The organism is Kitasatospora sp. NPDC022785, assembly GCF_055561295.1.
The window spans coordinates 245,573-268,062 of sequence record NZ_JBVHHB010000003.1; the positions used below are offsets into that span (position 1 = coordinate 245,573).

Consider the following 22,490-nt stretch of genomic DNA (forward strand, 5'->3'; position numbering starts at 1 on the left):
GCCACGAGCTAATCTGCCAATCGTGCCAGTGATTGCTGGCATGGTTATCGCGGCGGCGCCACGGCACCATGAAGGCGGCGCGTCGCAGCAGTGCGCACCTCAGGCCCCCACCCTCAGGAGGACGCCGCATGGCATCCACGACCAAGCGCCCCCGCCCCGGCACGTCCGGCCAGGAGTCCCGGGCCGAGGCCGCCCAGCCCGTCCCGCACGTCCGGGTGGCGGTCATCGGCTCCGGCTTCGGCGGCCTCGGCGCCGGTGTCCGGCTGCGCCGCGCCGGCATCACCGACTTCGTGATCCTGGAGCGCGCCGGCTCGGTCGGTGGCACCTGGCGGGACAACAGCTACCCCGGCTGCGCCTGCGACGTCCCCTCCCACCTCTACTCCTTCTCCTTCGCGCCCAACGCCGACTGGCCGCGCAGCTTCTCCGGCCAGCCCGACATCCGCGCCTACCTGGAGAAGGTCACCGACGTCTTCGGCCTCCGCCCCCACCTGCGCTTCGACACCGAGGTCACCGAGGCCCGCTGGGAGGCGGAGCACACCCGCTGGCGGATCACCACCACGGCCGGCGAGTGGACCGCCGACGCCGTCGTCTCCGCCGCCGGGCCGCTCGCCGACCCGCAGATCCCGGACCTGCCGGGCCTCGACGCCTTCCCCGGCAAGGTGTTCCACTCCTCCCGCTGGGACCACGACTACGAACTCGCCGGCCGGCGGGTCGCGATGGTCGGCACCGGCGCCTCCGCCGCCCAGATCATCCCCTCGATCCAGCCGAAAGTCGGCAAACTGACGGTCTTCCAGCGCACGCCCGCCTGGGTGCTGCCGCGCCGCGACCGCGAGATCACCGAGATCGAGAAGTGGCTGCACGGCCGCCTGCCCGTCACCGCCAAGCTGCGCCGCGGCGCCCTGTTCGCCCTCCGCGAGCTCCAGGTGGACGCCTTCGTCCGCCGTCCCGGCCTGCTGAAGGTGGTCCAGCAGCTCGCCGAACGGCACATCGCCCAGGGCGTCGCCGACCCGGCGCTGCGCGCCAAGCTCACCCCGGACTACCGGATCGGGTGCAAGCGCATCCTGCTCAGCAACACCTACTACCCGGCCCTCGCCGCCGCCAACACCGAGGTGGTCGCGTCCGGCCTGCGCGAGGTGCGCGGCTCGACCCTGGTCGCGGCCGACGGCAGCGAACACGAGGTGGACGCGATCGTCTTCGGCACCGGCTTCCACGTCACCGACATGCCCATCGGCGCCCGGGTGTTCGGCGTCGACGGCACCAGCCTGGCGGAGCACTGGAAGGACGGCATGGAGGCGCTGCGCGGCTCCACCGTCCGCGGGTTCCCCAACCTCTTCTTCGTCATCGGCCCCAACACCGGGCTCGGCAACAGCTCGATGATCCTGATGATCGAGTCCCAGCTGAACTACCTGATCGACGCGCTCACCACGCTCGGCTCGATCGGTGCCACCGCGATGCAGCCCACCGAACGCGCCCAGCGGCACTGGAACCTCGAACTCCAGCACCGGATGGACCGCACCGTCTGGACCACCGGCGGCTGCCGCAGCTGGTACCTCGACCCGAGCGGCAGGAACACCGTGCTCTGGCCCGGCTCGACCACCTCGTTCCGCCGTGCCACCCGCAAGGTCGACCTCGGCGAGTACGAGCTGATCATGCGCACCACGCCGAAGCCCCGGACGGCCGCGGTCGAGGAGGTCGTGGCATGAGCCCCGCGATCCCCGCCGACTGCGTTGCGCCCACCCCCGTCGAGGAGTTGGACGTCCGCTCGGCCGACGGCATCCGGCTGCACGTCGAGATCCACGGTCAGCCGGCCGCCCCGACCGTTGTGCTCGCCCACGGCTGGACGTGTTCAACGGCCTTCTGGGCGCCGGTGATCCGCCAACTCTCCGACCGGTACCGGGTGGTGGCGTACGACCAGCGCGGCCACGGCCGCAGCGAGATCCCGCCCAGCCGGCTCCGCTACTCCACCCGCGCGCTCGCCGAGGACCTCTCCGCGGTGCTCGCCCGGACCGTTCCGGCGGGGGAACGCGCCGTCCTCGCCGGCCACAGCATGGGCGGCATGACCATCATGGCCGCCGGCGGGCGCCCCGAGGTCGCCGGGCGGACGGCCGCCGCGGTGCTGGTCTCCACCGGCCCGTCCGACCTGGTGGCCGAACTGCGGGTGCTGCCCGACGCGGTCCGCGCCCCGCGGCTTCGGCGCCTCCTGCACCGCCAGGTGCTGCGCTCCCGGCTCCCGCTCGGACCGGTCGGCCCGGTGAGCCGCGCAGCCCTCAAGTACGGGACGATGGGGCCGGGTTCACCGGCCGGGCGGGTCGAGGCGACGGCCCGGATCGTGCACGCCTGCCCGACCGCCGTCCGGGCCGCGTGGGCCGGCGTGCTGGACGTCCTCGACGTCCGGGCCGGGATGGCGGCGCTCGCCGCGCCGACCGCCGTGGTGGTGGGCACCGACGACCGCCTGACCCCGCCGGTGCACGCCCACCGGATGGTCGCCGCACTGCCCGACCCGCAGGGCCTGCTCCTGCTGCCCGGCGTCGGCCACATGGCGCCGCTGGAGCGGCCCGCCGAGGTCGCCGCCGAGATCGACCGCATGGCCGCCGCCCACCTGACGGCGACCCGACTTCCCAGCCCGCAGAGGAGCCTGACCGCATGAGCGTCGTTCCGCCGCTGTCCGCACAGGTCGTTGTCGTCACGGGTGCCGCGCGCGGCGTCGGCGCCGCCCTCGCCCGCAAACTCACCGCGCAGGGCGCCAAGGTCGCACTGCTCGGCCTGGAGCCGGCCGAGCTCAAGGCCGTCGCCGCGCTCTGCGGCCCCTCCGCCACCGCCTGGGAGGCCGACGTCACCGACGTCGAGGCGCTCACCGAGACCGCCCGGCTGATCAAGGAGCACTACGGCCGGATCGACGCCGTCGTCGCCAACGCGGGCATCGCCATCGGCGGCCCGCTGCTGGAGAGCGACCACAAGGCGTTCAGCCGGGTGATCGAGGTCAACCTGCTGGGCAGCGTCGCCACCGCCCGCGCCTTCCTGCCCGCCCTCGCCGAGAGCCGCGGCTACCTCCTCCAGATCGCCTCGCTCGCGGCGCTCACCCCCGCGCCGCTGATGAGCGCGTACTGCGCGAGCAAGGCCGGTGTCGAGGCCTTCGCCCACTCGATCCGCGCCGAGGTCGCCCACCAGGGCGTCAAGGTCGGCGTCGGCTACCTGAGCTGGACCGACACCGACATGGTGCGCGGCGCGGACCAGGACGCCGTCCTCAGGCAGATGCGCTCCCGCCTCCCCTGGCCCGCCAACAAGACCTACCCGCTCGGCCCGGCCGTGGACCGCCTGGTCGCCGGTATCGCCCGCCGCTCCGCCCACGTCTACGCCCAGGCCTGGCTGCGCGGCATGCAGCCGGTCCGCGCCGTCCTGCCCCTGGTGATCGCCGCCGTCGGCTCCCGCGACATCGCCAGGCTCGCCCCGCAGCTCGCCGCCACCGCCGCCACCCGACTGCGCCCGGTCGGCGCCGGGGGAGCGGCCGACAGTGCCGCCCGCTCCGAGCGGAACTGAGCCGACGCTCACGGATGGCGGACGGCCGCCGCCCGATGGCGAATCTGCCGGCCGCTTCCGTCAGCCCCGTCCGCGCGACAGCCGCTTGAGCACCTCGTAGCCGCCCTGGACGAACCGGCCGTCCAGGGCGGGGCCGCAGTTGGCGAGGGCGGCGACGGCGGTGGCGGACTGCGGGCAGAAGCCGACGAAGGCGGTGAAGCCTCGGGTGGCGCCGGCATGGAAGAGGAGGTCGCGGCCGGCGGTCGGGCGGTGGTTCCAGACCAGGGCGAGCTGGTCCGCCGAGCGCGGCAGGCGCAGCCGGGGCCGTTGGACGTCGCGCAGGGCGGCGCCCAACTCCCCCGCCGGCGAGAGATGGGCCCGGAGGTAGCGCAGCAGGTCGGCGCCGCCGGCCCGGACGGCGCCGGCGCCCGCCAGGCCGGGGATGCGCCAGGGCGGCAGCGGACGGCCGCGGCGGTGGCCGACGGCGCGGCCGGGGGTGTCGGGGCTGGTGGTGGCGGAGCGCAGGCCGAGCGGGCGGCAGACGCTTTCGGCCAGCAGCTCGGCATATGTGGTGGAGCCGGCCTCGGCGAGCAGCCGGCCGAGCAGCCCGACGCCGTAGTTGGAGTAGGCGAAGTACGCACCCGGGCGGTGGTGCACGGTGGTTCGCTTCAGCCCGGACCTCAACTGTTCGTCCCCGAAGGCGGCGTACGGGTTGCTGAAGAAGGTGGGGAGGGCGCCGGCCAGCAGCCCGGGCGGCAGGCGGGGGAGCCCGGAGGTGTGGGTGGCCAGGTGCAGCAGCCGGATCGGTGCGCCGGAGCGGACGGCGGGGGCCGGCCAGTGGCGGGGGAGGTGGTGCTCCACCGGGTCGTCCAGGGCGAGTTCGCCGCGCGCGGCCATGGCGGCGAGCATCAGGGCGGTGAACGTCTTGGTGACGGAGCCGAGTTCGAAGACGGTGTCCGGCGTGCAGGGTGCGGTACTGTCCCGGCCGAGCCGCCCGTGGCAGTGGACGGCCTCCCGGTCGCCGGCAGCGACCGCCAGGGTGACGGCGGTGGCGTGCGGCGCGGCGGCCCGGACGAGCCCGGCCAACTCCTCCTCGCCGACCGGCCGTTCCACCTAGGCCGCCACCGGCGCGCCGTCGGTGGCGCCGCCGAGTGCGCGGGCGAGGGTGACGGCGGCGGCCACCACGGTGACGACGGCGGTGTGGCCGTGGTCGGTGAGCAGCTGTTCCGGGTCGTCGGTGATCGGGTCGGTGTCGCGCGGCACCAGGCCGTCGCTCCGCTGGACGGCGGCCAGCGCCTCCCATCCGGGCGCGCCGATGCCGGGCTCGCCGATGCAGGCGGCGACGATGAGCAGTTCGCCCAGGAGGTCCCACTGGCCGATCTCCTGCCAGATGTCCAGCCAGGCCGGCAGCCAGTCGCCAAGGTAGTCGCGCATCGGGGCGGGCAGGCCGTCCGGCCGGGCGCCCCAGTCGGTGAGGTGGAACACGGTGTGGGTGACGTCGTAGGCGGTGAGCCAGTCGATCATCCACGGTTCCGGAGTGGCGCCGAGCCAGGTGGCGGCGGCGAGCGCGGACCAGTCCGGCTGCTGGGCCAGCCCGACCACCCGGCGGGCGTTGGCCACGGCGAGACGCCGGTTGGGCACGATCTCGGTGGCCTGGACGGAGCGGAGCCCCGCCAGCGACTGCAGCAGGCCTTCCAGCGGGTGGTGGCGGAAGCCCGCGCGGGCGAAGTGGACGTAGACCTCCAGCGGGTCGGTCACCAGCGGGTAGCGCAGCTGCCGTTCGTAGAGGAGGTCGCCCTCGCGCAGCTCGGCCCAGCAGAGGTCGAGGATCCGGCGGGCGATCCTGCTGTCCTCGGCGCCGCCGACCCCCTCGCGCAGCAGCAGTCCGGTGGCCAACGCGGCCTCGCCGAGCGGCTTGTAGACGTTGTTGGGGTCGGCCAGGTCGATGGTGGCGTCCTCGGGGAAGCGGCCGAGGCCGTTCTCGTAGCAGCCGTGCAGCCAGCGCAGGGCGCCGGAGGAGACCTGTTGGGCGGTGCGCAGGACGGCGGGCCCGGTCATGCCGGCGCTCCTTTCAACAGACGTTCGGCGATGGTGACTTCGAGAGCGGTGCGGGCGCTGCCGTCGCCGGCCGCCCGGATCCGGTCGAGGATCGGGGCGAGGTCGAGCCTGGCCGGGACGCCGTCCGCGCCGGTCCGGGCCAGCCAGCGCGCGAGCCGGGCGGCCGTCCGGTGGTCGCGGCGCAGCATCGACCGGACGGCTCCGCGGGCCAGGGCCAGGTCGTGCCGGCGGGCGAGATCGTGGACCGGGCCGTCGAGCCCTGGCAGGGCGAGGGAGGAGAGTTGGGCCATGGTCACCGTCCAGCGCGGCCAGCCGAGTTGGTCCGGTCCGGGGAGGGCGCCGGGCACGTGTTCGGCGGTCGGGCCGGTGATCGGCCGGCCGGCCCGGGCGAGCAGTTGGGCGGTGGCCCGGTTGCGCCAGGCGGCGACGAGCGCGGCCTCCGGCCGTCCACCGGCGGAGGTGGAGCCGGTGGCGCCGGTGGCGTCCGTGGTGACGGCGGGGAACACGTCGAGCGCCTGGGCCACCACGAGGGCGGTCGCCGCGTCCGGCGCCGCGCCGTCCAGCAGCCCGGGGGCGAAGGCGTCGGGGCCGAGGACCCGGACAGCCGCCAACTCCGCTCTGGCCAGGGATGGTTCGGCCAGGGAGGAGTCGATCAGGGAGGAGTCGGTCGGCGAGAGGTCGGCGAGGGGGGAGCCGGAAGCGGACCCGGCGCTCAGCGGGGACCCGGCGCTCAGCGGGGACCCGCCGGCCGGCGCGGAGCCGCCGTCCGGCCGGGCGGGCGCGGCCGGGCCCCCGCCGCCGCGGAGGGCGTCGAGGACCCGGCCCGCCACTCGCTCGACGGCCGCGGCGTACTCGTCACGGAGGGAAGTGTCGGCGAACGGCATGAGAGTTGACTTCTCCTGTTCCGGAGACCGGCGCGCCCGAAGGGCTACCGGGTCTTCTCCTTGGGCTGCTTCGGCGACAGCAGCAGCAGGGCGATCAGCACGCCGGCGGCTTCAGGGCAGTACGTGGGCGCGTCGCTGACGGTCGCCTCGTCCTCCGTCATCAGCATGCCGAGCGCGTCCGCCTCAGCCGGAGTGGCGAGCGGCGCCTGCGTGGTCTGCGTGGTCTGAGCAAGCATCAGGTGCCTCCTCATCGAAGATGTCATCGCCAGTCCCGGCGATGCCCCTCTACCGACGATACGGGTGCGAACCGTCTGACGCCACCCGAGTACGCTGCGTGACCGGTGGCGAAGTCCGGTGTCGGGTGCGGCAGGCAGCGCCGGTGGCGGATGGTGATCCCCCCGGGGCCGGCCCTCCGGCTCCCCGGTCCCGGTCCGCCGGCTCCCCGGTCCGCCGGCCCCCCGGTCCCGGTCCGCCGGCCCTCCGGTCCCGGTCCGCCGCTCCGCGGGGCGGGCGCGCGTTGCGGATAGCGGTACCCGTCGCCGGGCGCAGTCGGTACGGTCAGGGGCATGACCACTGCCTTGATCACCGGCGCGACCGCCGGCATCGGAGCCGCGTTCGTGCGCCGGCTCGCCCGGAGCGGCTACCGGCTCGTCCTGGTGGCCCGGGACACCGAGCGGCTGGAGCGCGCCGCCGCCGACCTGCAAGCGAAGTACGGCGTCGACGCCGAGGTGCTGACCGCCGACCTGGCCACCGATGACGGCATCGCCGCCGTGGAGGCACGGCTGGCCGACGCCGGCCGCCCGGTGGACCTGCTGGTGAACAACGCCGGCTTCGGCAACAAGGGCGCGTTCCTGACCGTCCCGCTCCAGGACGAGCTGGACATGCTGAAGGTGCACGTGGAGGCGATCCTCCGGCTGACCACCGCCGCCCTGCCGGGCATGCGCGAGCGAGGGCGCGGGGCGATCGTCAACGTCGCCTCGGTGGCGGCCTTCCTGCCGCGCGGCACGTACGGCGCGAGCAAGTCGTGGGTCGTGAGCTTCACCCAGGGCGTGCAGCGGGACCTCGGCGGCGCAGGCGTGCGGTTGATGGCGCTCTGCCCGGGCTTCACCCGGACCGAGTTCCACCAGCGGGCCGGCATGGGCACGGGCAACATCCCGTCGTGGGGCTGGCTGTCCGCCGAGCGGGTGGTCGACGAGGCCATGCGCGACCTGGCCCGCGGCCGCTCGGTGTCCGTCCCGGGCAAGCGCTACAAGATCGCGGTCGCCATCGCCCGCCTGCTGCCGTCCGGCAAGCTCGGCGGGGTCTCCTCGAAGGCGGCGCGGACCTACCGCACCACCTAGCCGGCCGGCGCACCTCGGAAGCGGACGGGCGGCCGGCCTCGGCGGGCCCTGTGCGGACGGGGTGGTCCGCATCGACGGGCGGCCCGCGTCGGCGGCTGCCCGTGCGGACGGGCGGACCCGGCGGGGGCCGGGCAGCACTCCGGCCCCGGGCGGCCGCACAGCATCCACGGGAAGTGGGAATAGGGCGAGCCTCACTATTAGCTTCGCTAACTATGAGCTATTCTCGCTATGCTGGCGGCCGCCCGACCGCCATGCCCGCGGCACCCGCCGTGCCCGCGAACCCCGCGGCACCCGCCACATCCGTGACACCCGTGGCACCGGCGAACCCCGCGGCACCCGGCACGCCCGCGAACCCCGCGGCGGCCGCGACACCCGCCAAGCCCGCCGCGCGCCCGCGCATCCGACCCAGGGAGGCCCGCCCTTGAGGCCCGACGGCATCCGATGGACCCCGCCCGCCCGCGCCGAGGACGAACCCCGCCCGCCGGCCCAGTGGCACCGCATCCTTGCGCTGTTCCGCCCGTACTCGGGCCGCCTCACCGTGGTCGGCCTGCTGGTGGCGGCCTCCGCAGTGGTCTCGGTGATATCGCCGTTCCTGCTGAGGGCCGTGCTGGACACCGCCATCCCGCAGGGCCGCACCGGCCTGCTGAGCCTGCTCGCGCTCGGCATGATCGCCGCCGCCGTGGTCAACAGCATCTTCAACGTGCTGCAGACGCTGATCTCCACCACCGTCGGCCAGCGCGTCATGCACGACCTGCGCACCGCCGTCTACAGCCACCTCCAGCGGATGTCACTGGCGTTCTTCACCCGGACCCGCACCGGCGAGGTGCAGTCCCGGATCGCCAACGACATCGGCGGCATGCAGTCCACCGTGACCTCCACCGCCACCTCGCTGGTCTCCAACTTCACCAGCGTGATCGCCTCCGTGGTCGCCATGGTCGCACTGGACTGGCGGCTCACCGTGGTCTCGCTGCTGCTCCTGCCGCTCTTCGTCTGGATCAGCCGGCGGGTCGGCAACGAGCGCAAGAAGATCACCACCGAGCGACAGAAGCAGCTCGCCGCGATGAGCTCGGCGGTGCAGGAGTCGCTCTCGGTCAGCGGCATCCTGCTCGGCCGCACCATGGGCCGCTCCGACTCGCTGGCCAAGGAGTTCACCGGGCAGTCCGACCAGCTGGCCGAGCTGGAGGTGCGCGCCAGCATGGCGGGGCGCTGGCGGATGAACACCATCCAGATCGTGATGGCCGCCATGCCGGCGGTGATCTACTGGGCGGCCGGCCTGGCCGCCGCCGACGGTGCGCCGATCGTCTCGGTCGGCACCCTGGTCGCCTTCGTCTCGCTCCAGCAGGGGCTCTTCCGCCCGACGATCAGCCTGCTCTCCACGGGCGTGCAGGTGCAGACCTCGCTGGCGCTGTTCCAGCGCATCTTCGAGTACCTCGACCTCCCCGTGGAGATCGCCGAGCCCGAGCGCCCCGTCGCACTGGAGGAGATCCGCGGCGAGGTGCGCTTCGAGGGCGTCGACTTCCGCTACGACCCGGAGCAGGAGCGGCCGACGCTCTCCGGCGTCGAACTCAAGGTGCCGGCCGGCAGCTCGCTCGCGGTGGTCGGCGAGACCGGCTCCGGCAAGACCACGCTCAGCTACCTCGTCCCGCGCCTCTACGACGTGACCGGCGGCCGGGTCACCATCGACGGCGTCGACGTCCGCGACCTCTCCTTCGACACGCTGTCCCGGGCGGTCGGCGTGGTCTCCCAGGAGACCTACCTCTTCCACGCCTCGGTCGCCGACAACCTGCGCTTCGCCAAGCCGGACGCCACCGACGCCGAACTGGTCGCCGCCGCCGGGGCCGCCCAGATCCACGACACCATCGCCGGCCTGCCCGACGGCTACGACACCCTGGTCGGCGAGCGCGGCTACCGCTTCTCGGGAGGGGAGAAGCAGCGCCTCGCGCTCGCCCGGACCATCCTGCGCAACCCGCCGGTGCTGATCCTGGACGAGGCCACCAGTGCGCTGGACAACCGCACCGAGCACGCCGTCCAGAAGGCCATCGACACCCTGGCGGCCGGCCGGACCACCATCACCATCGCCCACCGGCTCTCCACCGTCCGGGCCGCCGACCAGATCGTCGTCCTGGACCGCGGTGAGGTGGCCGAGCTGGGCACCCACGACGAACTGGTCGAGGCGGACGGCCGTTACGCGGCACTGCTGCGCCGCGAGGCACCGGTGCCCGCGGCGCTGGGGCACGTGTAGCCGGGTCCCGGGAGCCGGCCGAGAGCCCGGAGCCGCCTCGGGCCGGGCCGGCCGCCGCCTCGGCCGCGCCGGCCGGCTCGGGCGCCTCGGAGACCTCCAGGCGGCCGCAGGAGCCTCAGGCGGCCTTGGGGACCTCGTTGTAGGTCTCCGCGACCTCCTGGCCGGAGAGCTCCTGGATCGCCCGCATCACCTCGTCGGTGACCTGCCGGCGGGCCTTGAGCGAGCGGGCCTGGCCGTGCAGCTCGTCGAAGTGCAGCGGCTCGCCGAAGCGGACCGTCACCTTGCGGATGCGGGGCACGCGCTTGCCGACCGGCAGGATCTGCTCCGGCCCCTCCAACGCCACCGGGACCACGGGGACGCCCGCGGTGAGGGCCAGCCAGGCCACGCCGGTCTTGCCGCGGTAGAGGCGGCCGTCGAGGGAGCGGGTGCCCTCCGGGTAGATGCCGAAGGCCTTGCCGTCCTCCAGGATCTCCAGCGCCGACTCCAGCGAGGCCTGCGCCGAGCGGTAGGTGCCGCGCTCGACCGGCACCGCGCCGATGGCCTGGAAGAAGCTCTTGGACAGCGCGCCCTTCAGCCCGGTGCCGGTGAAGTACTCGGCCTTGGCCAGGAAGTGCACCCGGCGCGGGGCGGTCATCGGGATCACGACGCTGTCGATGAAGGAGAGGTGATTGCTGGCCAGGATCACACCGCCCTTGCGCGGCACGTTCTCCAGGCCCTCGATGGTGGGCCGCCAGATCCCCCGCGCGAGCGGTTTCAGCACCAGCTTGGTGACGAGATCGAGCATGGTCCCTCCCAGGACGTGCACGCCCGAGGGGTGTGCCCGGGCCTGAACAGACGACGATCGGTGGTCGATCAATCCCCGGCCGGGCCGGGAACAGACCCGCAGACTACGACACCCACCCCCGAGCCCGTCCACTCCCGCCAGCCGTGGCGCTCGCCACGGCGGGTAGGGTACGGCCGTCGGAAACGCACATCAGCAGTTCATCAGGAAGGGCCCACCCATGGCAGACGTCGACACCATCCGCGCGGCGTTCGACAAGTACGACGTGGACGGCAACGGCCGGATCACCGCCGTCGAGTACGCCAAGGTCGCGCGCGAGCTCGGCGACCTCACCACGTCGATCTCGGTGGCCGAGGCCATCATCAAGCAGATGGACACCAACCACGACGGCGAGCTGACCTTCGAGGAGTTCCTGGCCGCGCGTCAGGGCTGAGTCGGGTCGGGCCGGCCGAGATCGGCCGAGATCGGCCAAGACCGGCCGAGTCGGTTCGGGCGGGGCTCCGGGACTCCCGGGGACCCGCCCGTCGCCCATCCGGGCCCACTCACGGGCGCACTCACGGGCCCACCCACGGGCCCGCACCGAGGGGCCGGCCCGGGCTCAGCGCCTGCTCGGCACCCGTCCGTCCTCGGGGCCGGTGCCTCAGCCCCGGGTCGGGAACACCCGGCGGACCACGCGCTCCGCCGCCCCGCCGTCGTCCCACGGGCAGAACCGCTCGCGGAACCGCGCCCGCGCCGCCGGCTCCGGATCGCCCGCCAGCAGCGCCTTCGCGAGCCCGTCGGCGTCCACCGTCACCGCGCCCGGCGGCTGTTCGAACAGGTCGAAGTAGACGCCGCGGTTCTGCCGGTACTCGTCCCAGTCCGGCGCGAAGATCACCACCGGCCGGTCCAGCACCGCGTAGTCGAACATCATCGACGAGTAGTCCGTGACCAGCACGTCCGCCGCAAGGTAGAGGTCCTCCACGGTCGGGTGCGCGGAGACGTCCACGATCTCCGCCGCGTCCGGGCCCGCCACCAGGTCGCCCGGGCCGCCGGTGTGGAAGTAGTGCGTGCGGACCAGCAGGGTGAAGCCGGGCCCGAGCCGACGGGCCAGCTCGCGTACGTCCACCAGCGGGACGTAGCCGCCCTTGCCCTCGCGGTGCGTCGGCGCGTACAGCACCGCCGTACGGCCCGGCGCCAGGCCGAACCGCTCGCGCATCGCCGCCACCTCGGCCCGGGTGGCGGCGGCCAGCCGGTCGTTGCGCGGGTAGCCGGTGTCCAGCATCTCGTACCGGCCGGGGAAGGCCCGGGCGAAGTGCTCGCTGGTGTGCGGGTTGGAGGAGACCAGGAAGTCCCAGCGGTCGACGGCCTCCTGCAGCCGGTCGAAGTCCATCCCGTCGGCCGCGACCGGGTGGTCCCTGAGGTCCATCCCCATCGCCTTCAGCGGCGTGCCGTGCTGCGTCTGGACGTGCACCGTGCCCGGCCGCTTCGCCATGGTCCGCGGGAAGTTGACGTTGTTGACGAAGTACTTGGCGGTCGCCATCGCCTTCAGGTACGCGGGTGTGTTGACGATCACGTACGGCACGCCGGCGGGCAGCGTGGCCGCCTGGGTGCGGTTCTCCACCACCCAGACGCCCCGGACGTCCGGCGCCAGCTCCTTCGCCTTCTCGTAGATCGCCGCCGGGCTGCACGCGTAGCCCCGGTGCCAGTACGCCGCGTAGACCGCCAGGTGCTCGTCCAGCGGCAGCCGGCGGAACGCGTTGTACGCGGTGAACCGGGCGCTGCTTCGCACGCCCTTCTTGACCCCCTTCTTCACCGCCGGCGCCACCGCGCGCGCCCCGCGCTTGAGTTCGCGCGGAAGCCGCCCGGTGCGGCGCAGCTCGGCGTACGCGATCCGGGCGCCGCGCGCCGCCAGCCGGTACTGGACGCCGCGCAGGCCGGCCGGGAACCGGTAGCCGGCCGGGCGGTGGCGGGCGAAGTGCTCGGCGATCCGGCGGAAGAAGTCCTTGCGCCGGTCCTCCGGGACGAGCCCGGGGGTGTCGTAGACGGTGAGCGCCTGCTTGACGGTCCGGTCGAAGACGAGGGTGCGCAGCGAGTCCGGCACCGGGCGGCCGGGCCGGTCCGGGCGGTCCAGGAACGCGAAGATCGCGTCGTACTGGGCGAAGGCGTCGGCGTGCTTGGGGGAGGCGGTGGAGGTGATCGCGCCGGCCCGCCCGCGCCGGTAGAAGTAGCAGGGGCGGTCGAGGTAGCGCAGCCGCTCGGCGGCGAGCAGCGCGGGGTAGGTGACCGAGATGTCCTCGTAGAAGCCGCGCCCGAAGGAGACGCCGAGGCCGAGCAGGAACTCCCGGCGGAACACCTTGTTCCAGACCGACATCACGGTCTGGAACAGGGCCGGGTGCTCGGCGAGAGTGGCGCCGTCGGTCAGCGGGGAGCCGACCAGCACGTGGCGCCAGGGGTTGGGCTCGGTCCCGCCGTCCGGGTAGACGTGGGTGAAACCTGTGAGCAGCACATCGGCGGGGGTCTCGCGGCGGCGCTCCCCGTCGAGTTCGTCGAGGAGGGCGGAGACCGTGCCCTCGGGAAGCCAGTCGTCGCTGTCGACGAACCAGACGTACTCGCCGCGCACCTCGGGGAGGGCGGCGGTACGGGCGCCGCCGAGACCCTGGTTCTCGGTGAGATGCAGCACACGCAGCCGGTGGTCGCGGGCCGCGTACTCGTCCAGGATCGCGCCGCAGCGGTCGGGGGAGAGGTCGTCGACGGCGATCACCTCGAAGCGGGACTCCCCGGCGGGAGTGGCTTCCAGGATCGAGTCGAGGCAGCGGGGCAGGTAGCGCTCCACTCCGTGGACCGGGAGCACGATGCTGAGGAGGACTGGCACGCTGGGTGAGTCTACCGAGCGCGACGGCGTCCGGGGCCGCTCGGGGCCGGGGGCCGGGATCGGCCGGGTCCGGGGCGTGGGCGGCGCGAGCGGCGGGGGCGGGGCCCCCGGGGGCCGGGGCCGGAACCGCCGGTGCCGGGCCCCGTACGGGGCGGCACCGGCAGCCTGGTGGCGGCCCGGCCGACCCTCTACGGCCGGCCGCCGGTCCGGGCAACCTCCCGAGCCTGGCCACCGCAGCGTCGAGGCGGCCGGGCAGTGGCTCGGGGGAGCCGGAGATCATCATCGACCCTCATCGATGTTCATCAGTCGAACGCGCAGGTGAGCGGGAAGCAACCCTGTGCGGTCGATGAAGATATTGCTTGGAGGTTTCGCTCGAGTCAATCCCTCGATTGTGTTCACTTCCTGAACTGATTGTCATAGGGATTTGTCGAGGTAACTCCGCAGGGTGATGTGCGGCTGTCAAGGGCGGGCGCGGTGTGCGGACCGTGACCGGCGGTGACCCTGCGCGCCCGGCGCGTGCCTCCCGGGCAGGCGCCGGGCCCGTGCCCCCGTGGCCCCGGTGACGTTCTGCGGGTCGTGCACCATCATTGATGCCTAGTCGTGACCGGGACGGGTGGCCCCTGGTGCGCCGTCAGTTGACGCCGCGCGATACGGTGGCGGGACACCAGGACGGTTGCGCGAAGGCCGTCAGTCACGGATAGTCTTCGCCTCACGGCCCTGGCGCCTCGTAGGGGTGGGAAAAACTGATGGAACACATGCAAGTGCGGACTCGGCCCCGCGTGCCGGCGATCCAGTGCGGTGTCGGCGCGACCGGCCGTCGGATCGAGCGTCACCTGGCTGTGCTCGGCGCGCCCGCACTCCCGGCGGTGGACACCGCCGAGGCTCTCGGGTTGATAAGGGAGCTGACGCCGCGCGGCGCCGGCGCCCCCACCGCGCCGCGCCGCCACGTGCGGGTGTCGCTGCTGGCGCCGTTGCGCCGGCTGCGGCGGAGCCTGTTCGGGAGTCGCGGCTAGGTCCTGCCCGGCCGATCTTGCCGGGCGTTGATCCGCCAAGATCGACCGGACGGGACCTGGGGCAGTACGCCGCCCCGCGTCGACCGGCATCCGGCCCGACGGACCTCAGGGACCGTCGGGTCTTTGGTGTGTCCGCGGGCGAACGGCGGGGCAGGGGCGGCAGCGTGGGCCCGGGGCGGTCGGTCGACTCGGGGGCGGTCGATCGGCTCGGGGGACGGCCCGGGGGGATCGGCTCGGCCCGGCAGCTGCCCGAACCGTTCAGCCTACGACACCCTGCCTCCCAGGCAAGGAGAGTCGGCGAGGCGGGCCGGCGCACCCCCGGGCGTGGGTGAGGATGACGGCATGGCGGACAACACCCACTCCAGCCCCTTCCACACCACCACCATCGAGATCACCACGGGCAGCCGTGAGGTCGCACTCGACATCACCGACCGCTGCGCCGAGTTCCTCAACGACCGGGCCGCCGGGCGCGACGGCCTGCTCAACGTCTTCGTGCCGCACGCCACGGCCGGCATCGCGGTACTGGAGACGGGTTCGGGCAGCGACTCCGACTTCCTCGCCGTCCTTCGCGACCTGCTCCCCGCGGACGACCGCTGGCGCCACCGGCACGGCAGCCCCGGCCACGGGCGCGACCACGTCGTCCCCGGCCTGGTCGCCCCGCACGCCACCCTGCCGGTGATCGGCGGCCAACTCGCGCTGGGCGTCTGGCAGTCGGTCGTCCTGATCGACACCAACGGCGACAACCCGCACCGGACGGTCCGGCTGTCCTTCCTCGGCTGACGGGCGTGACGGCCGTGACGGGCTGAGGGGTTGAGGGGCTTTCGCGGTGGCCTCGGTGGCCCGGTGGCCTCGGTGGCCCGGTGGCCTCGGTGGGCCGGGTGGCGCGGCTTTCGCGCTGGCCCGGTGGCCCGGTGGCCCGGTGGCCTCGGCTACCCGGCTTCTGTGGTTTCTGAGGCTTCGCCGGGGGCTGGGGAGAGGTCGGTGAGGGCGGGGAGAGCGGGGAGGTCGGCGACGGCGGCGGCCACCGCGGCGAGGTAGCGCTCGATCGCCAGGTACTGGCAGAGCACCGCCACCGGGCGGCCGAGCCGCGCGTACCAGGCGGCGAGCCGGGCGAACGCCGTGACCTCGAACCAGACCTCGCCCGTCGCGTCCATGGTCACCAGGAACGCCTCCTCGCCGCACTCCGGGTGCCCGGGCAGCGTCCCGTAGGCGAAGCCGATCCGGTCCGGCTCGTCCACCGTCCAGATCACCCGGCAGGGGATCACCACGCGGGGCCACCGCAGCCGGGGCGGGCTCAGCCGCAGCAGGATGGTCGCGCCCTCCTCGGCCGGCGCGTACGGGTGGACGGCGAAGCCGGTGCCGAGCTGGCAGCCCCAGCCGAGCACGTACCGCCCGGCCCGCTCCAGCACGGCGGGCCCGTGACCGAGGTGGACGCGCCGCCGCAGCTGCGCGTACCCGGCCGGCAGCCGGGGCCCCCGGGTGGCGCCCACCTCGGGGTAGCTCGGCGAGGCGGCGCGGGCGGAAGCCAGGATCTGGGCGAGGTCGGCAGGCACGGGGCCACCGTACGGGAGGCCGTAGAGCGGGAACGCCGCGGGTCCGGGTCCGTCGCCGGGGCGCCACGGGTGGCCTTGCGGCCGGGTGGGTGAGCGGAGTAGGAAGGCGGCATGAGCAGCGAAGCAGCGGCGGCGGGCGACTCGGTGGCGGTGGACGCGGCGGTGGGCGTGACGGCGGCTGTGACGGCCGGCAGCGCGGCGGCGGACGGCTCGGCGATGGACCGCTCGGTGACGGACGACTCGGCGACGGCCGGTTCGGTGGCGGACGGCGACGGCTTGGTGTGCGTCCTGGCCGGGGCCGAGGCGGCGCAGGCCGCGCTGGCGCACGATCCCGGGCTGACCGGTCCGCGCGCGGACTGCGTGCTCTGCGGCGAGCCGACCGAGCTGCCCGCCGACCACCCGGGCACCACGCTCTGCCCGGTCTGCGCCTGGCAGCAGGCACAGCGGATCGCATGTTCCGGCTGACCCCGCCGGTACCTGCCCCTACCTTTCCTGCCTGTCCCTTGTTCTCCGGGTTCCGGGATCCCGGAACGCGGATTCCCCCCTCTCCTCATCTCCTCGTCAGGCGTCCTCCCGGCCGGCCAGGGCGAGGGTGGAGCCGTTCCGGCCCTTGCGGACGAGCAGCTGCGCCGGGATCCGGGACCTCAGGTCGGCGACGTGGCTGACGATGCCGACCGCGCGGTCCCGCTCCCGGAGGCCGTCGAGGACGTCCATCACCTCCTCCAGCGCCTGTTCGTCCAGCGTGCCGAAGCCCTCGTCGATGAAGAGCGTGTCCAGCGGCATGCCGCCCGCTTCGTCCGTGACCACGTCGGCCAGGCCGAGGGCGAGGGCCAGCGAGGCGAAGAAGCTCTCGCCGCCGGAGAGCGTCGCGGTGTCCCGCTCGGTGCCGGTCCAGGCGTCCACCACGCGCAGGGCCAGGCCCGAGCGCTTGGTGCCGGTGCCCCGGTCGTCGCTGTGGACGAGGGTGTACCGGCCACCCGACATCCGCACCAGCCGGTCGCTGGCCGCTGCCGCCACCTGCTCCAGCCGTGCCGCCAGCACGTACGACTCCAGGCGCATCCGCAGCCGGTTCTCCGCCGAGGTGCCGGCGGTGAGCGCGGCGAGCCGGTTGATCCGGCCGAACCGGTCCAGGGCCGGGGCCAGCGAGGCGGCCAGCTCCGACAGCTCCCGGCCGATCGCCGCGAGCGCCTCGCCACGCTCCCGGGCCGCCTCCTGCGCCGCGTGCGCCCGGCGCAGCCGGTCGACGGCCGCGTGGAGCCGGGACTGCGCGCCCGGAACGTCCGCCGGGGGGCGGGCCGCGGCCGCGGCCAGCTCCGGCTCGGTGAGCTGCTGCTGCGCCGAGGCCAGCTCCGCGTGGTACCGCTTGAGCCGGCCGTCGAGCTGCTCTCGCTGCTCCCGCGGCAGCAGGACGGCAGCGGCCTCCTCCGGGCCCGGGAACCCGGCCGCCTCGGCGGCCCGGGCCAGCTCCCCGGAGGCCTCCTCCAGCCGCCCGGCCGCCGCCCGGGTAGCCCGCGCCGCGTCGGCGACCGCCGCCACGGCCCCGGCGAGGCGGGCCAGCGCCGCGGCCCGGCCGGCCACCGAGGGCGCGTCGCCCCGGGCGGCCGCGACCCGGTGGTCGAGCCCCTCCCGTTCGGTGCCGAGCGCCTCGATCCGCGCGGTGAGCGCGGCCGTGCGCTCACCGGCGTCGCGCAGCTCGGCGAGCCGGCGGTTCCGGTCGTCCGTCAGCCGCTCGATCTGGCGGGTGACGGGGCCCAGCCCCTCCGCCGACCGCAGCGCCTCCCGACGCTCCCGCTCCAGCGTGGCGAGCGCCTCGGCGAGGGCCCCGACGCTCTCGGGCCCGGCCGCGCCGGCGGCGGCCGCCTCGCGCACCCGGAGGCCCGCGAGCTCGCGTTCGGCGGCGTCGGCCGCCTGCTCGGCCGCCGCCTGAGCGGCCCGGGCACGCTCCTCGTCCGCCGCGCCGACCTGCCCGCCGGCCGGCCTGGCCGGCTCCGGGTGCTCCGGCGAACCGCAGACCCGGCAGGCCTCGCCCGACCGGAGCTGCTCCGCCAGCTCGGCGGCCATGCCGGTGAGCCGGCGCTCCCGGACGTCCTGGCTGTGCTCGCGGGCGTCCAGCGCCTCGGCGCGCCGGGCGAGCGCGCGCGGCTCGGCCGCCCCGATCTCCGCCCGGAGGCCGTCCCGGCGGCGGGCGGCGGCCAGTCGCTCCGTCATCTCGCCGTGCCGGGAGTCCAGTTGCTCGACGCGCGTGCCGGCCTCCCGGGCGGCGGTCTGCTCCTCCTGCAGCGTGGCGAGCCGGCCGTCGAACTCGGCCAGCCAGTCGGCCGCCTCCTCGGCGAGCTCCTCGGCCCGGCGCCGGTCCGCGTCCAGCGAGGCCTGCTCACGGCCGAGCGCCGCGCACCGCCGCTCGTCGGCCTGGGCCGCCTCCAGCCGGACGACCTCGGCCCGCAGCCGCTGTTCGGCCGCGGCCAGCCCCTCGGCCCCGGCCCGGGCCGGCTCTGCGCCCTCGCCGCCGGGTGCGCCGGCCAGCGCCTCGCGGCGGAGGCGCTCCTCCTGGGCGGCCGCCCGGTGGGCCTCGGCGGCGGCTCGGCGCAGGTGCAGAACCGACTCGACCCCGACGGCCGCCTGGGCGTCGGCCAGCCGGCGGCGGTCGTGCTCGACCGCCGGACCGCTCGCGGTGAGGCGCGCCGCCTCCTGCGCCGCCGCCTGGTGGCGCCGCTGCCGGCCGGCCAGCTCCTCGGCGGCGGCCCGGGCGAGCTGGGCCGCGCGGTGGCCGGCCTCGGCGCCGGCCAGCGCGGCGTCCGCGACGGCGAGCTGCTCGGCGGCGCCGCTGCGCAGGATCGCGGCCCAGCCGAGCACGCCCGCGGTGAGGTCGGCGGCCTGGGCCGGCCCGTCCTCGCCGGGCACCCAGCCGGTGGCCGGCTCGGCCTGCGGGCCGGCCGCCTGCTCGGCCTTGCTGGCCAGGTCCCGCAGCCGGCGGCGCCCGGCCTGGACGGCGGCCTCCTGGGCCCGCCGCTGCTCGGCCAGCCAGGACTCCACGTGCTGGAACCGCTCGGTGTCGAACAGCCGCCGCAGCAGCTTGCTGCGCTCCTCCGAGTCGGCCTTGAGGAAGCGCGCGAAGTCGCCCTGCGGCAGCAGCACCACCTGGCAGAACTGGTCCCGGCTCATCCCGACCAGGCGGTGGATCTCCTCCCCGGCCTCCTGGTGGGACTTGCTGACGGCCCGCCAGCCGGGCGTGCCGTCGCCGCTGCCGGAGCCGTCCGCGGACCACTCGCGCAGCAGCGTCTGAGCCCGCTCGACGGTCGTCCCCGTGCCGACCTTCTTCGGCCGCAGCTGCTCCGGGAGGCGGGTGATCTGGAGCCTGCGCCCGCCGAGCGTCAGCTCCAGCCGGACCTCGGTCAGCCGCCGGGGGTCGGCGTGGTCGCTGCGCAGCCGGTTGACCCGGCGGGTGCCGGGCACCTCGCCGTAGAGGGCGTAGCAGACGGCGTCCAGCACGCTGCTCTTTCCCGCGCCGGTCGCCCCGCGCAGCAGGAAGAGGCCTCCGGCGGCGAGCGCGTCGAAGTCCACCGTCTCGGTGCCGGCGAACGGGCCGAAGGCGGTGACGGTGAGTTGGTGCAGCCTCATCGGGGCAGCTCCGCCTTCCGGTCGCCGGTCTCCCGGACGGTCTCGAAGCCCTCGCGCAGCCAGCCCAGCTCGTCCGGGTCAGGCTCGGCGCCGGGGCGGACGTGCCGCAGGAAGCCCTCGGCGATCTCCAGGTCGGCCCGCCCGCTCACCCGCGCCGCGTACGACGGGGAGGGGGCGGTCCCGCTCTCCTCGGGGTCGAACAGCAGCTGGAGGGTGTGCGGGAAGCGCCGGCGCAGCTGCTCCATCGGCTCGGCGGGGCGGCCCGGATCGGTGAGCGTCGCCTGCACCCAGGACTGCTCGTACCCGGCGTACCTCTCGTCGGTGAGCAGCTCGTCCAGCCGGCCGCGCAGGCAGGCCAGCGGGCGCGGCTGCGGGCAGTCGGCCCGCTCGGCGGTGACCGAACCGTCCGCGGCAAGGTCGACCAGCCACATCGTCTTGCGCTGCCCGGCCTCGGAGAACGAGTAGGCGAGCGGGGAGCCGCTGTAGCGCAGGTGGGGAGCGAGGGTCTGGCAACCGTGCAGGTGGCCGAGCGCGGCGTAGTGCACGCCGTCGAAGACGGATGCGGGCACGGAGGCGACGCCGCCGACCGCGATGTCCCGCTCGCTGTCGCTGGGGGCGCCGCCGGTGACGAAGGCGTGCGCCAGCACCACCGCGCGGGTGCCGTCCGGGCGGGCCGCGAGGTCGGCCCGGACGGCGTCCATCGCCGCGCCGAGCACCGCCGCGTGGCCGCCGCGCGCCAGCCCGAACTGCTCGCGGACCAGGGTCGGCTCCAGGTAGGGCAGCCCGTAGACGGCCACCGGCCCGTGCTCGTCGGCCAGCAGGACGGGCACGGCGCACTCGCCGGGGTCCGTCCGCAGGTGGATGCCGGCCCGGCCGATCAGGCCGGCGCCCACGCCCAGTCGGCGGGCCGAGTCGTGGTTGCCGCTGATGAACACCGTGGGCACGCCCAGCTCGGCCAGCCGGTGCAGCACGTCGTCGAACAGGGCGACCGCCTCGAGGCCCGGCAGCGCCCGGTCGTACACGTCGCCGGCGACCAGCACGGCGTCGACGCGCTCGGCCCGGACCACCGCCACGAGGTGGTCCAGGAAGGCGCGCTGGGCGTCGTGCAGGCTCTCCCGGTGGAAGGAGCGCCCGAGATGCCAGTCGGAGGTATGCAGCAGTCGCATGGTCCCCGACCCTAACGTCCGGCACTGACAACGCGGCGTGAACAGGGGACTCGGGGGTCCCGCCCGGGGCGGCCGGTGGTCGCTCTCGGTGGATTGTCGGTGACGGTGTGTATGGTCGCGATCGCCGGCGCCGCTCGGGAGCGACCGGCACGACCTCGTGGGAGGAACCATGTCCGTGCAGTCCCAGTTCTTCGGCCTCGCCGAGCCCCTGGCGCGGCGGGTGCGCGCCGTTGCGGGGGCGGCTGCGGGTGGCCGCCAGGTGCCGCCCGGGAGGGCCTCCGGGAGGCTGCCCGGGAGGGTGTCCGCGCGGCGGCCGGGTCCGGGCGGGCCGGGCGGCGGCGGTCCTTCGGGCGGTCTGCCGGGTGGTCGGCCGGGCGGTCCGCCGTCCGACGGGAGGGGTGGCGGCCGGCCTCCGCGCGGCGGTGCGGGCGGCGTGGGCCGGGGCACTCCCAGCGGCGCCGGTGGCCCGGGCGGGCCCGGCGGCAGAGCGCGGCAGCGGGGCCGTGCGCGCGGCGCGCCGCCGCCGCTGCCGGTGGCGGTCGCCCTGGCCGTCCGCCAGGCCGACTTCTCCGGCCTGGCCCGCCGCGGACTGTTCGGAGGCCTCGCCTTCCGGGAGTACCTGCGCCGGACGGAGTCCCAGCTCAGAGCCCTGTGCGGGCAGGGGGTCGAGGTGCACCTGCGGGTGCTCGACCCGGCCGACTACGAGGACTACTGCGAGGCCCTCGGCTTCGATCCCGCGGGCGCGGCCGCGCGCGTCGCCTACGCCGCCGACCCGGAGCTGGCCGGCGAGCCCTTCGTCTACGCGGGGGAACGGCTGACCGAGCTGCTCCCGGTGCTGGCCGACGACCACCGGGCCAGGGTGCGGATCACCGTCGGCTGCACCGCGCTGCTGGACGCGCTCGGGGAGGGCCCGGCCGGGCGGCCGGGGCTGGTGGCGGTGATGACGTACGTCACCTCCGTCTACCTGGCGCTGGCCGAGGGCGCCGGCGAGGGGCGCCACCTGCTGACCCTGCGCTGCCACGGCCCGGAGGACGGCGAGCAGCTCACCGCCGCCGCGGACGTCCGGGTCCGGGGCGGCCGCCTGCTCGACGCCGGCCGGGACACCGAGGCGTTCTGCGTCACGCTCGCGGCGGGCGTGGCCGCCGGTGGCGAGGGCGCGCTGCTGCTGCACGGCGATCCGGCCGCGCCCGGCGGCCAGGCGGTGCGCGGCTGGACCCTCGAGGGCGGCCGGTTGGCGCCGATGAGTGCCCAGGAGGTGTTCGACTCGCTCGCCGACGACGTGGGCCGGGGCATGCCCTTCCCGCCGGGCGCCGTCCCGCTGCCGGGCTTCGCGCTGCCGGGCGCGGTGCCGCCCGACGGGCCGCGGGGCGCCGGGCCGCCGGGTGCCGGCGGGGCGCGTGAGGAGGGTGGTGAGGCCGTGGGCTGACCAGGTACTTCAGGTCTCCGTGTCCACCAAGCGGCGCTGGGG

General features: G+C 75.2%; 19 protein-coding genes. 10 read left to right on the forward strand and 9 right to left on the reverse strand.

Annotated elements, in window-relative coordinates:
* Positions 1-128 precede the first annotated feature (128 nt).
* The 3 genes from ACZ3YO_RS06765 to ACZ3YO_RS06775 are packed head-to-tail and all read left to right on the forward strand — an operon-like array spanning position 129 to position 3,537.
* On the forward strand, positions 129-1,703 hold the full coding sequence (locus ACZ3YO_RS06765; protein ID WP_465565732.1) for a flavin-containing monooxygenase: 1,575 nt from the start codon (positions 129-131) through the stop codon (positions 1,701-1,703).
* Positions 1,700-2,647 (forward strand): alpha/beta fold hydrolase, encoded by a 948-nt coding sequence (locus ACZ3YO_RS06770; RefSeq protein WP_465565735.1) that lies wholly within the window; start codon positions 1,700-1,702, stop codon positions 2,645-2,647. Before ACZ3YO_RS06765 ends, ACZ3YO_RS06770 begins: the two co-directional genes overlap by 4 nt.
* A complete protein-coding gene (locus tag ACZ3YO_RS06775) occupies positions 2,644-3,537 on the forward strand; it encodes an SDR family oxidoreductase (RefSeq protein ID WP_465565738.1) in 894 nt (297 codons plus the stop codon). Before ACZ3YO_RS06770 ends, ACZ3YO_RS06775 begins: the two co-directional genes overlap by 4 nt.
* A 60-nt stretch (positions 3,538-3,597) precedes the next feature.
* Here the strand turns inward: ACZ3YO_RS06775 and ACZ3YO_RS06780 are convergent, their stop codons facing one another.
* The 4 genes from ACZ3YO_RS06780 to ACZ3YO_RS06795 are packed head-to-tail and all read right to left on the reverse strand — an operon-like array spanning position 3,598 to position 6,694.
* Positions 3,598-4,629, reverse strand: coding sequence for a serine hydrolase domain-containing protein (locus ACZ3YO_RS06780; protein WP_465565740.1), 1,032 nt, complete (start codon positions 4,627-4,629; stop codon positions 3,598-3,600).
* Positions 4,630-5,574 (reverse strand): DUF6895 family protein, encoded by a 945-nt coding sequence (locus ACZ3YO_RS06785; RefSeq protein ID WP_465565743.1) that lies wholly within the window; start codon positions 5,572-5,574, stop codon positions 4,630-4,632.
* Positions 5,571-6,458: a hypothetical protein gene (locus ACZ3YO_RS06790; RefSeq protein WP_465565745.1), complete on the reverse strand. Its 888-nt coding sequence runs from the start codon at positions 6,456-6,458 to the stop codon at positions 5,571-5,573. Before ACZ3YO_RS06790 ends, ACZ3YO_RS06785 begins: the two co-directional genes overlap by 4 nt.
* A gap of 44 nt (positions 6,459-6,502) precedes the next feature.
* Positions 6,503-6,694 (reverse strand): hypothetical protein, encoded by a 192-nt coding sequence (locus ACZ3YO_RS06795; protein ID WP_465565747.1) that lies wholly within the window; start codon positions 6,692-6,694, stop codon positions 6,503-6,505.
* Between the two features lie 330 nt (positions 6,695-7,024).
* Here ACZ3YO_RS06795 and ACZ3YO_RS06800 point away from each other — a divergent pair, with 330 nt between their 5' ends.
* Positions 7,025-7,798 (forward strand): SDR family NAD(P)-dependent oxidoreductase, encoded by a 774-nt coding sequence (locus ACZ3YO_RS06800; protein WP_465565750.1) that lies wholly within the window; start codon positions 7,025-7,027, stop codon positions 7,796-7,798.
* A 421-nt stretch (positions 7,799-8,219) separates the two neighbouring features.
* Complete coding sequence (locus ACZ3YO_RS06805) at positions 8,220-10,040, forward strand: ABC transporter ATP-binding protein (protein WP_465565753.1); 1,821 nt, start codon at positions 8,220-8,222, stop codon at positions 10,038-10,040.
* 115 nt (positions 10,041-10,155) lie between these two features.
* On the opposite strand, the gene ACZ3YO_RS06810 is transcribed toward ACZ3YO_RS06805, so the two are convergent.
* Entirely contained in the window at positions 10,156-10,824 is a 669-nt protein-coding gene (locus ACZ3YO_RS06810; RefSeq protein WP_465544743.1) for a lysophospholipid acyltransferase family protein, read from the reverse strand.
* A gap of 217 nt (positions 10,825-11,041) precedes the next feature.
* On the opposite strand from ACZ3YO_RS06810, the gene ACZ3YO_RS06815 reads away from it, so the two are divergent.
* Entirely contained in the window at positions 11,042-11,254 is a 213-nt protein-coding gene (locus ACZ3YO_RS06815) for an EF-hand domain-containing protein (protein ID WP_396319900.1), read from the forward strand.
* A 207-nt stretch (positions 11,255-11,461) separates the two neighbouring features.
* Here the strand turns inward: ACZ3YO_RS06815 and ACZ3YO_RS06820 are convergent, their stop codons facing one another.
* Entirely contained in the window at positions 11,462-13,672 is a 2,211-nt protein-coding gene (locus ACZ3YO_RS06820; protein ID WP_465565757.1) for a bifunctional glycosyltransferase/CDP-glycerol:glycerophosphate glycerophosphotransferase, read from the reverse strand.
* 746 nt (positions 13,673-14,418) lie between these two features.
* Between ACZ3YO_RS06820 and ACZ3YO_RS06825 the strand changes: the two genes are divergently transcribed.
* Together ACZ3YO_RS06825 and ACZ3YO_RS06830 are read left to right on the forward strand one after the other, a co-directional pair.
* Positions 14,419-14,685, forward strand: coding sequence for a hypothetical protein (locus ACZ3YO_RS06825; protein WP_396319902.1), 267 nt, complete (start codon positions 14,419-14,421; stop codon positions 14,683-14,685).
* A gap of 342 nt (positions 14,686-15,027) precedes the next feature.
* Positions 15,028-15,465 carry a YjbQ family protein gene (locus ACZ3YO_RS06830; protein ID WP_396319903.1) on the forward strand — a complete coding sequence of 146 codons (438 nt, stop codon included), beginning with the start codon at positions 15,028-15,030 and terminating at the stop codon, positions 15,463-15,465.
* 149 nt (positions 15,466-15,614) lie between these two features.
* Here the strand turns inward: ACZ3YO_RS06830 and ACZ3YO_RS06835 are convergent, their stop codons facing one another.
* Complete coding sequence (locus ACZ3YO_RS06835) at positions 15,615-16,238, reverse strand: DUF1990 family protein (protein WP_465565761.1); 624 nt, start codon at positions 16,236-16,238, stop codon at positions 15,615-15,617.
* A 216-nt stretch (positions 16,239-16,454) separates the two neighbouring features.
* Between ACZ3YO_RS06835 and ACZ3YO_RS06840 the strand changes: the two genes are divergently transcribed.
* Positions 16,455-16,703: a hypothetical protein gene (locus ACZ3YO_RS06840; protein ID WP_465566297.1), complete on the forward strand. Its 249-nt coding sequence runs from the start codon at positions 16,455-16,457 to the stop codon at positions 16,701-16,703.
* A 96-nt stretch (positions 16,704-16,799) separates the two neighbouring features.
* On the opposite strand, the gene ACZ3YO_RS06845 is transcribed toward ACZ3YO_RS06840, so the two are convergent.
* Both ACZ3YO_RS06845 and ACZ3YO_RS06850 read right to left on the reverse strand, forming a co-directional pair.
* The gene (locus tag ACZ3YO_RS06845; protein ID WP_465565764.1) at positions 16,800-19,856 is read right to left on the reverse strand and encodes an AAA family ATPase; all 3,057 of its coding nucleotides are present in this window, start codon (positions 19,854-19,856) and stop codon (positions 16,800-16,802) included.
* Complete coding sequence (locus ACZ3YO_RS06850) at positions 19,853-21,022, reverse strand: exonuclease SbcCD subunit D (RefSeq protein ID WP_465565767.1); 1,170 nt, start codon at positions 21,020-21,022, stop codon at positions 19,853-19,855. Before ACZ3YO_RS06850 ends, ACZ3YO_RS06845 begins: the two co-directional genes overlap by 4 nt.
* 532 nt (positions 21,023-21,554) lie before the next feature.
* Here ACZ3YO_RS06850 and ACZ3YO_RS06855 point away from each other — a divergent pair.
* A complete protein-coding gene (locus tag ACZ3YO_RS06855; protein ID WP_465565770.1) occupies positions 21,555-22,448 on the forward strand; it encodes a hypothetical protein in 894 nt (297 codons plus the stop codon).
* Positions 22,449-22,490 lie beyond the last annotated feature (42 nt).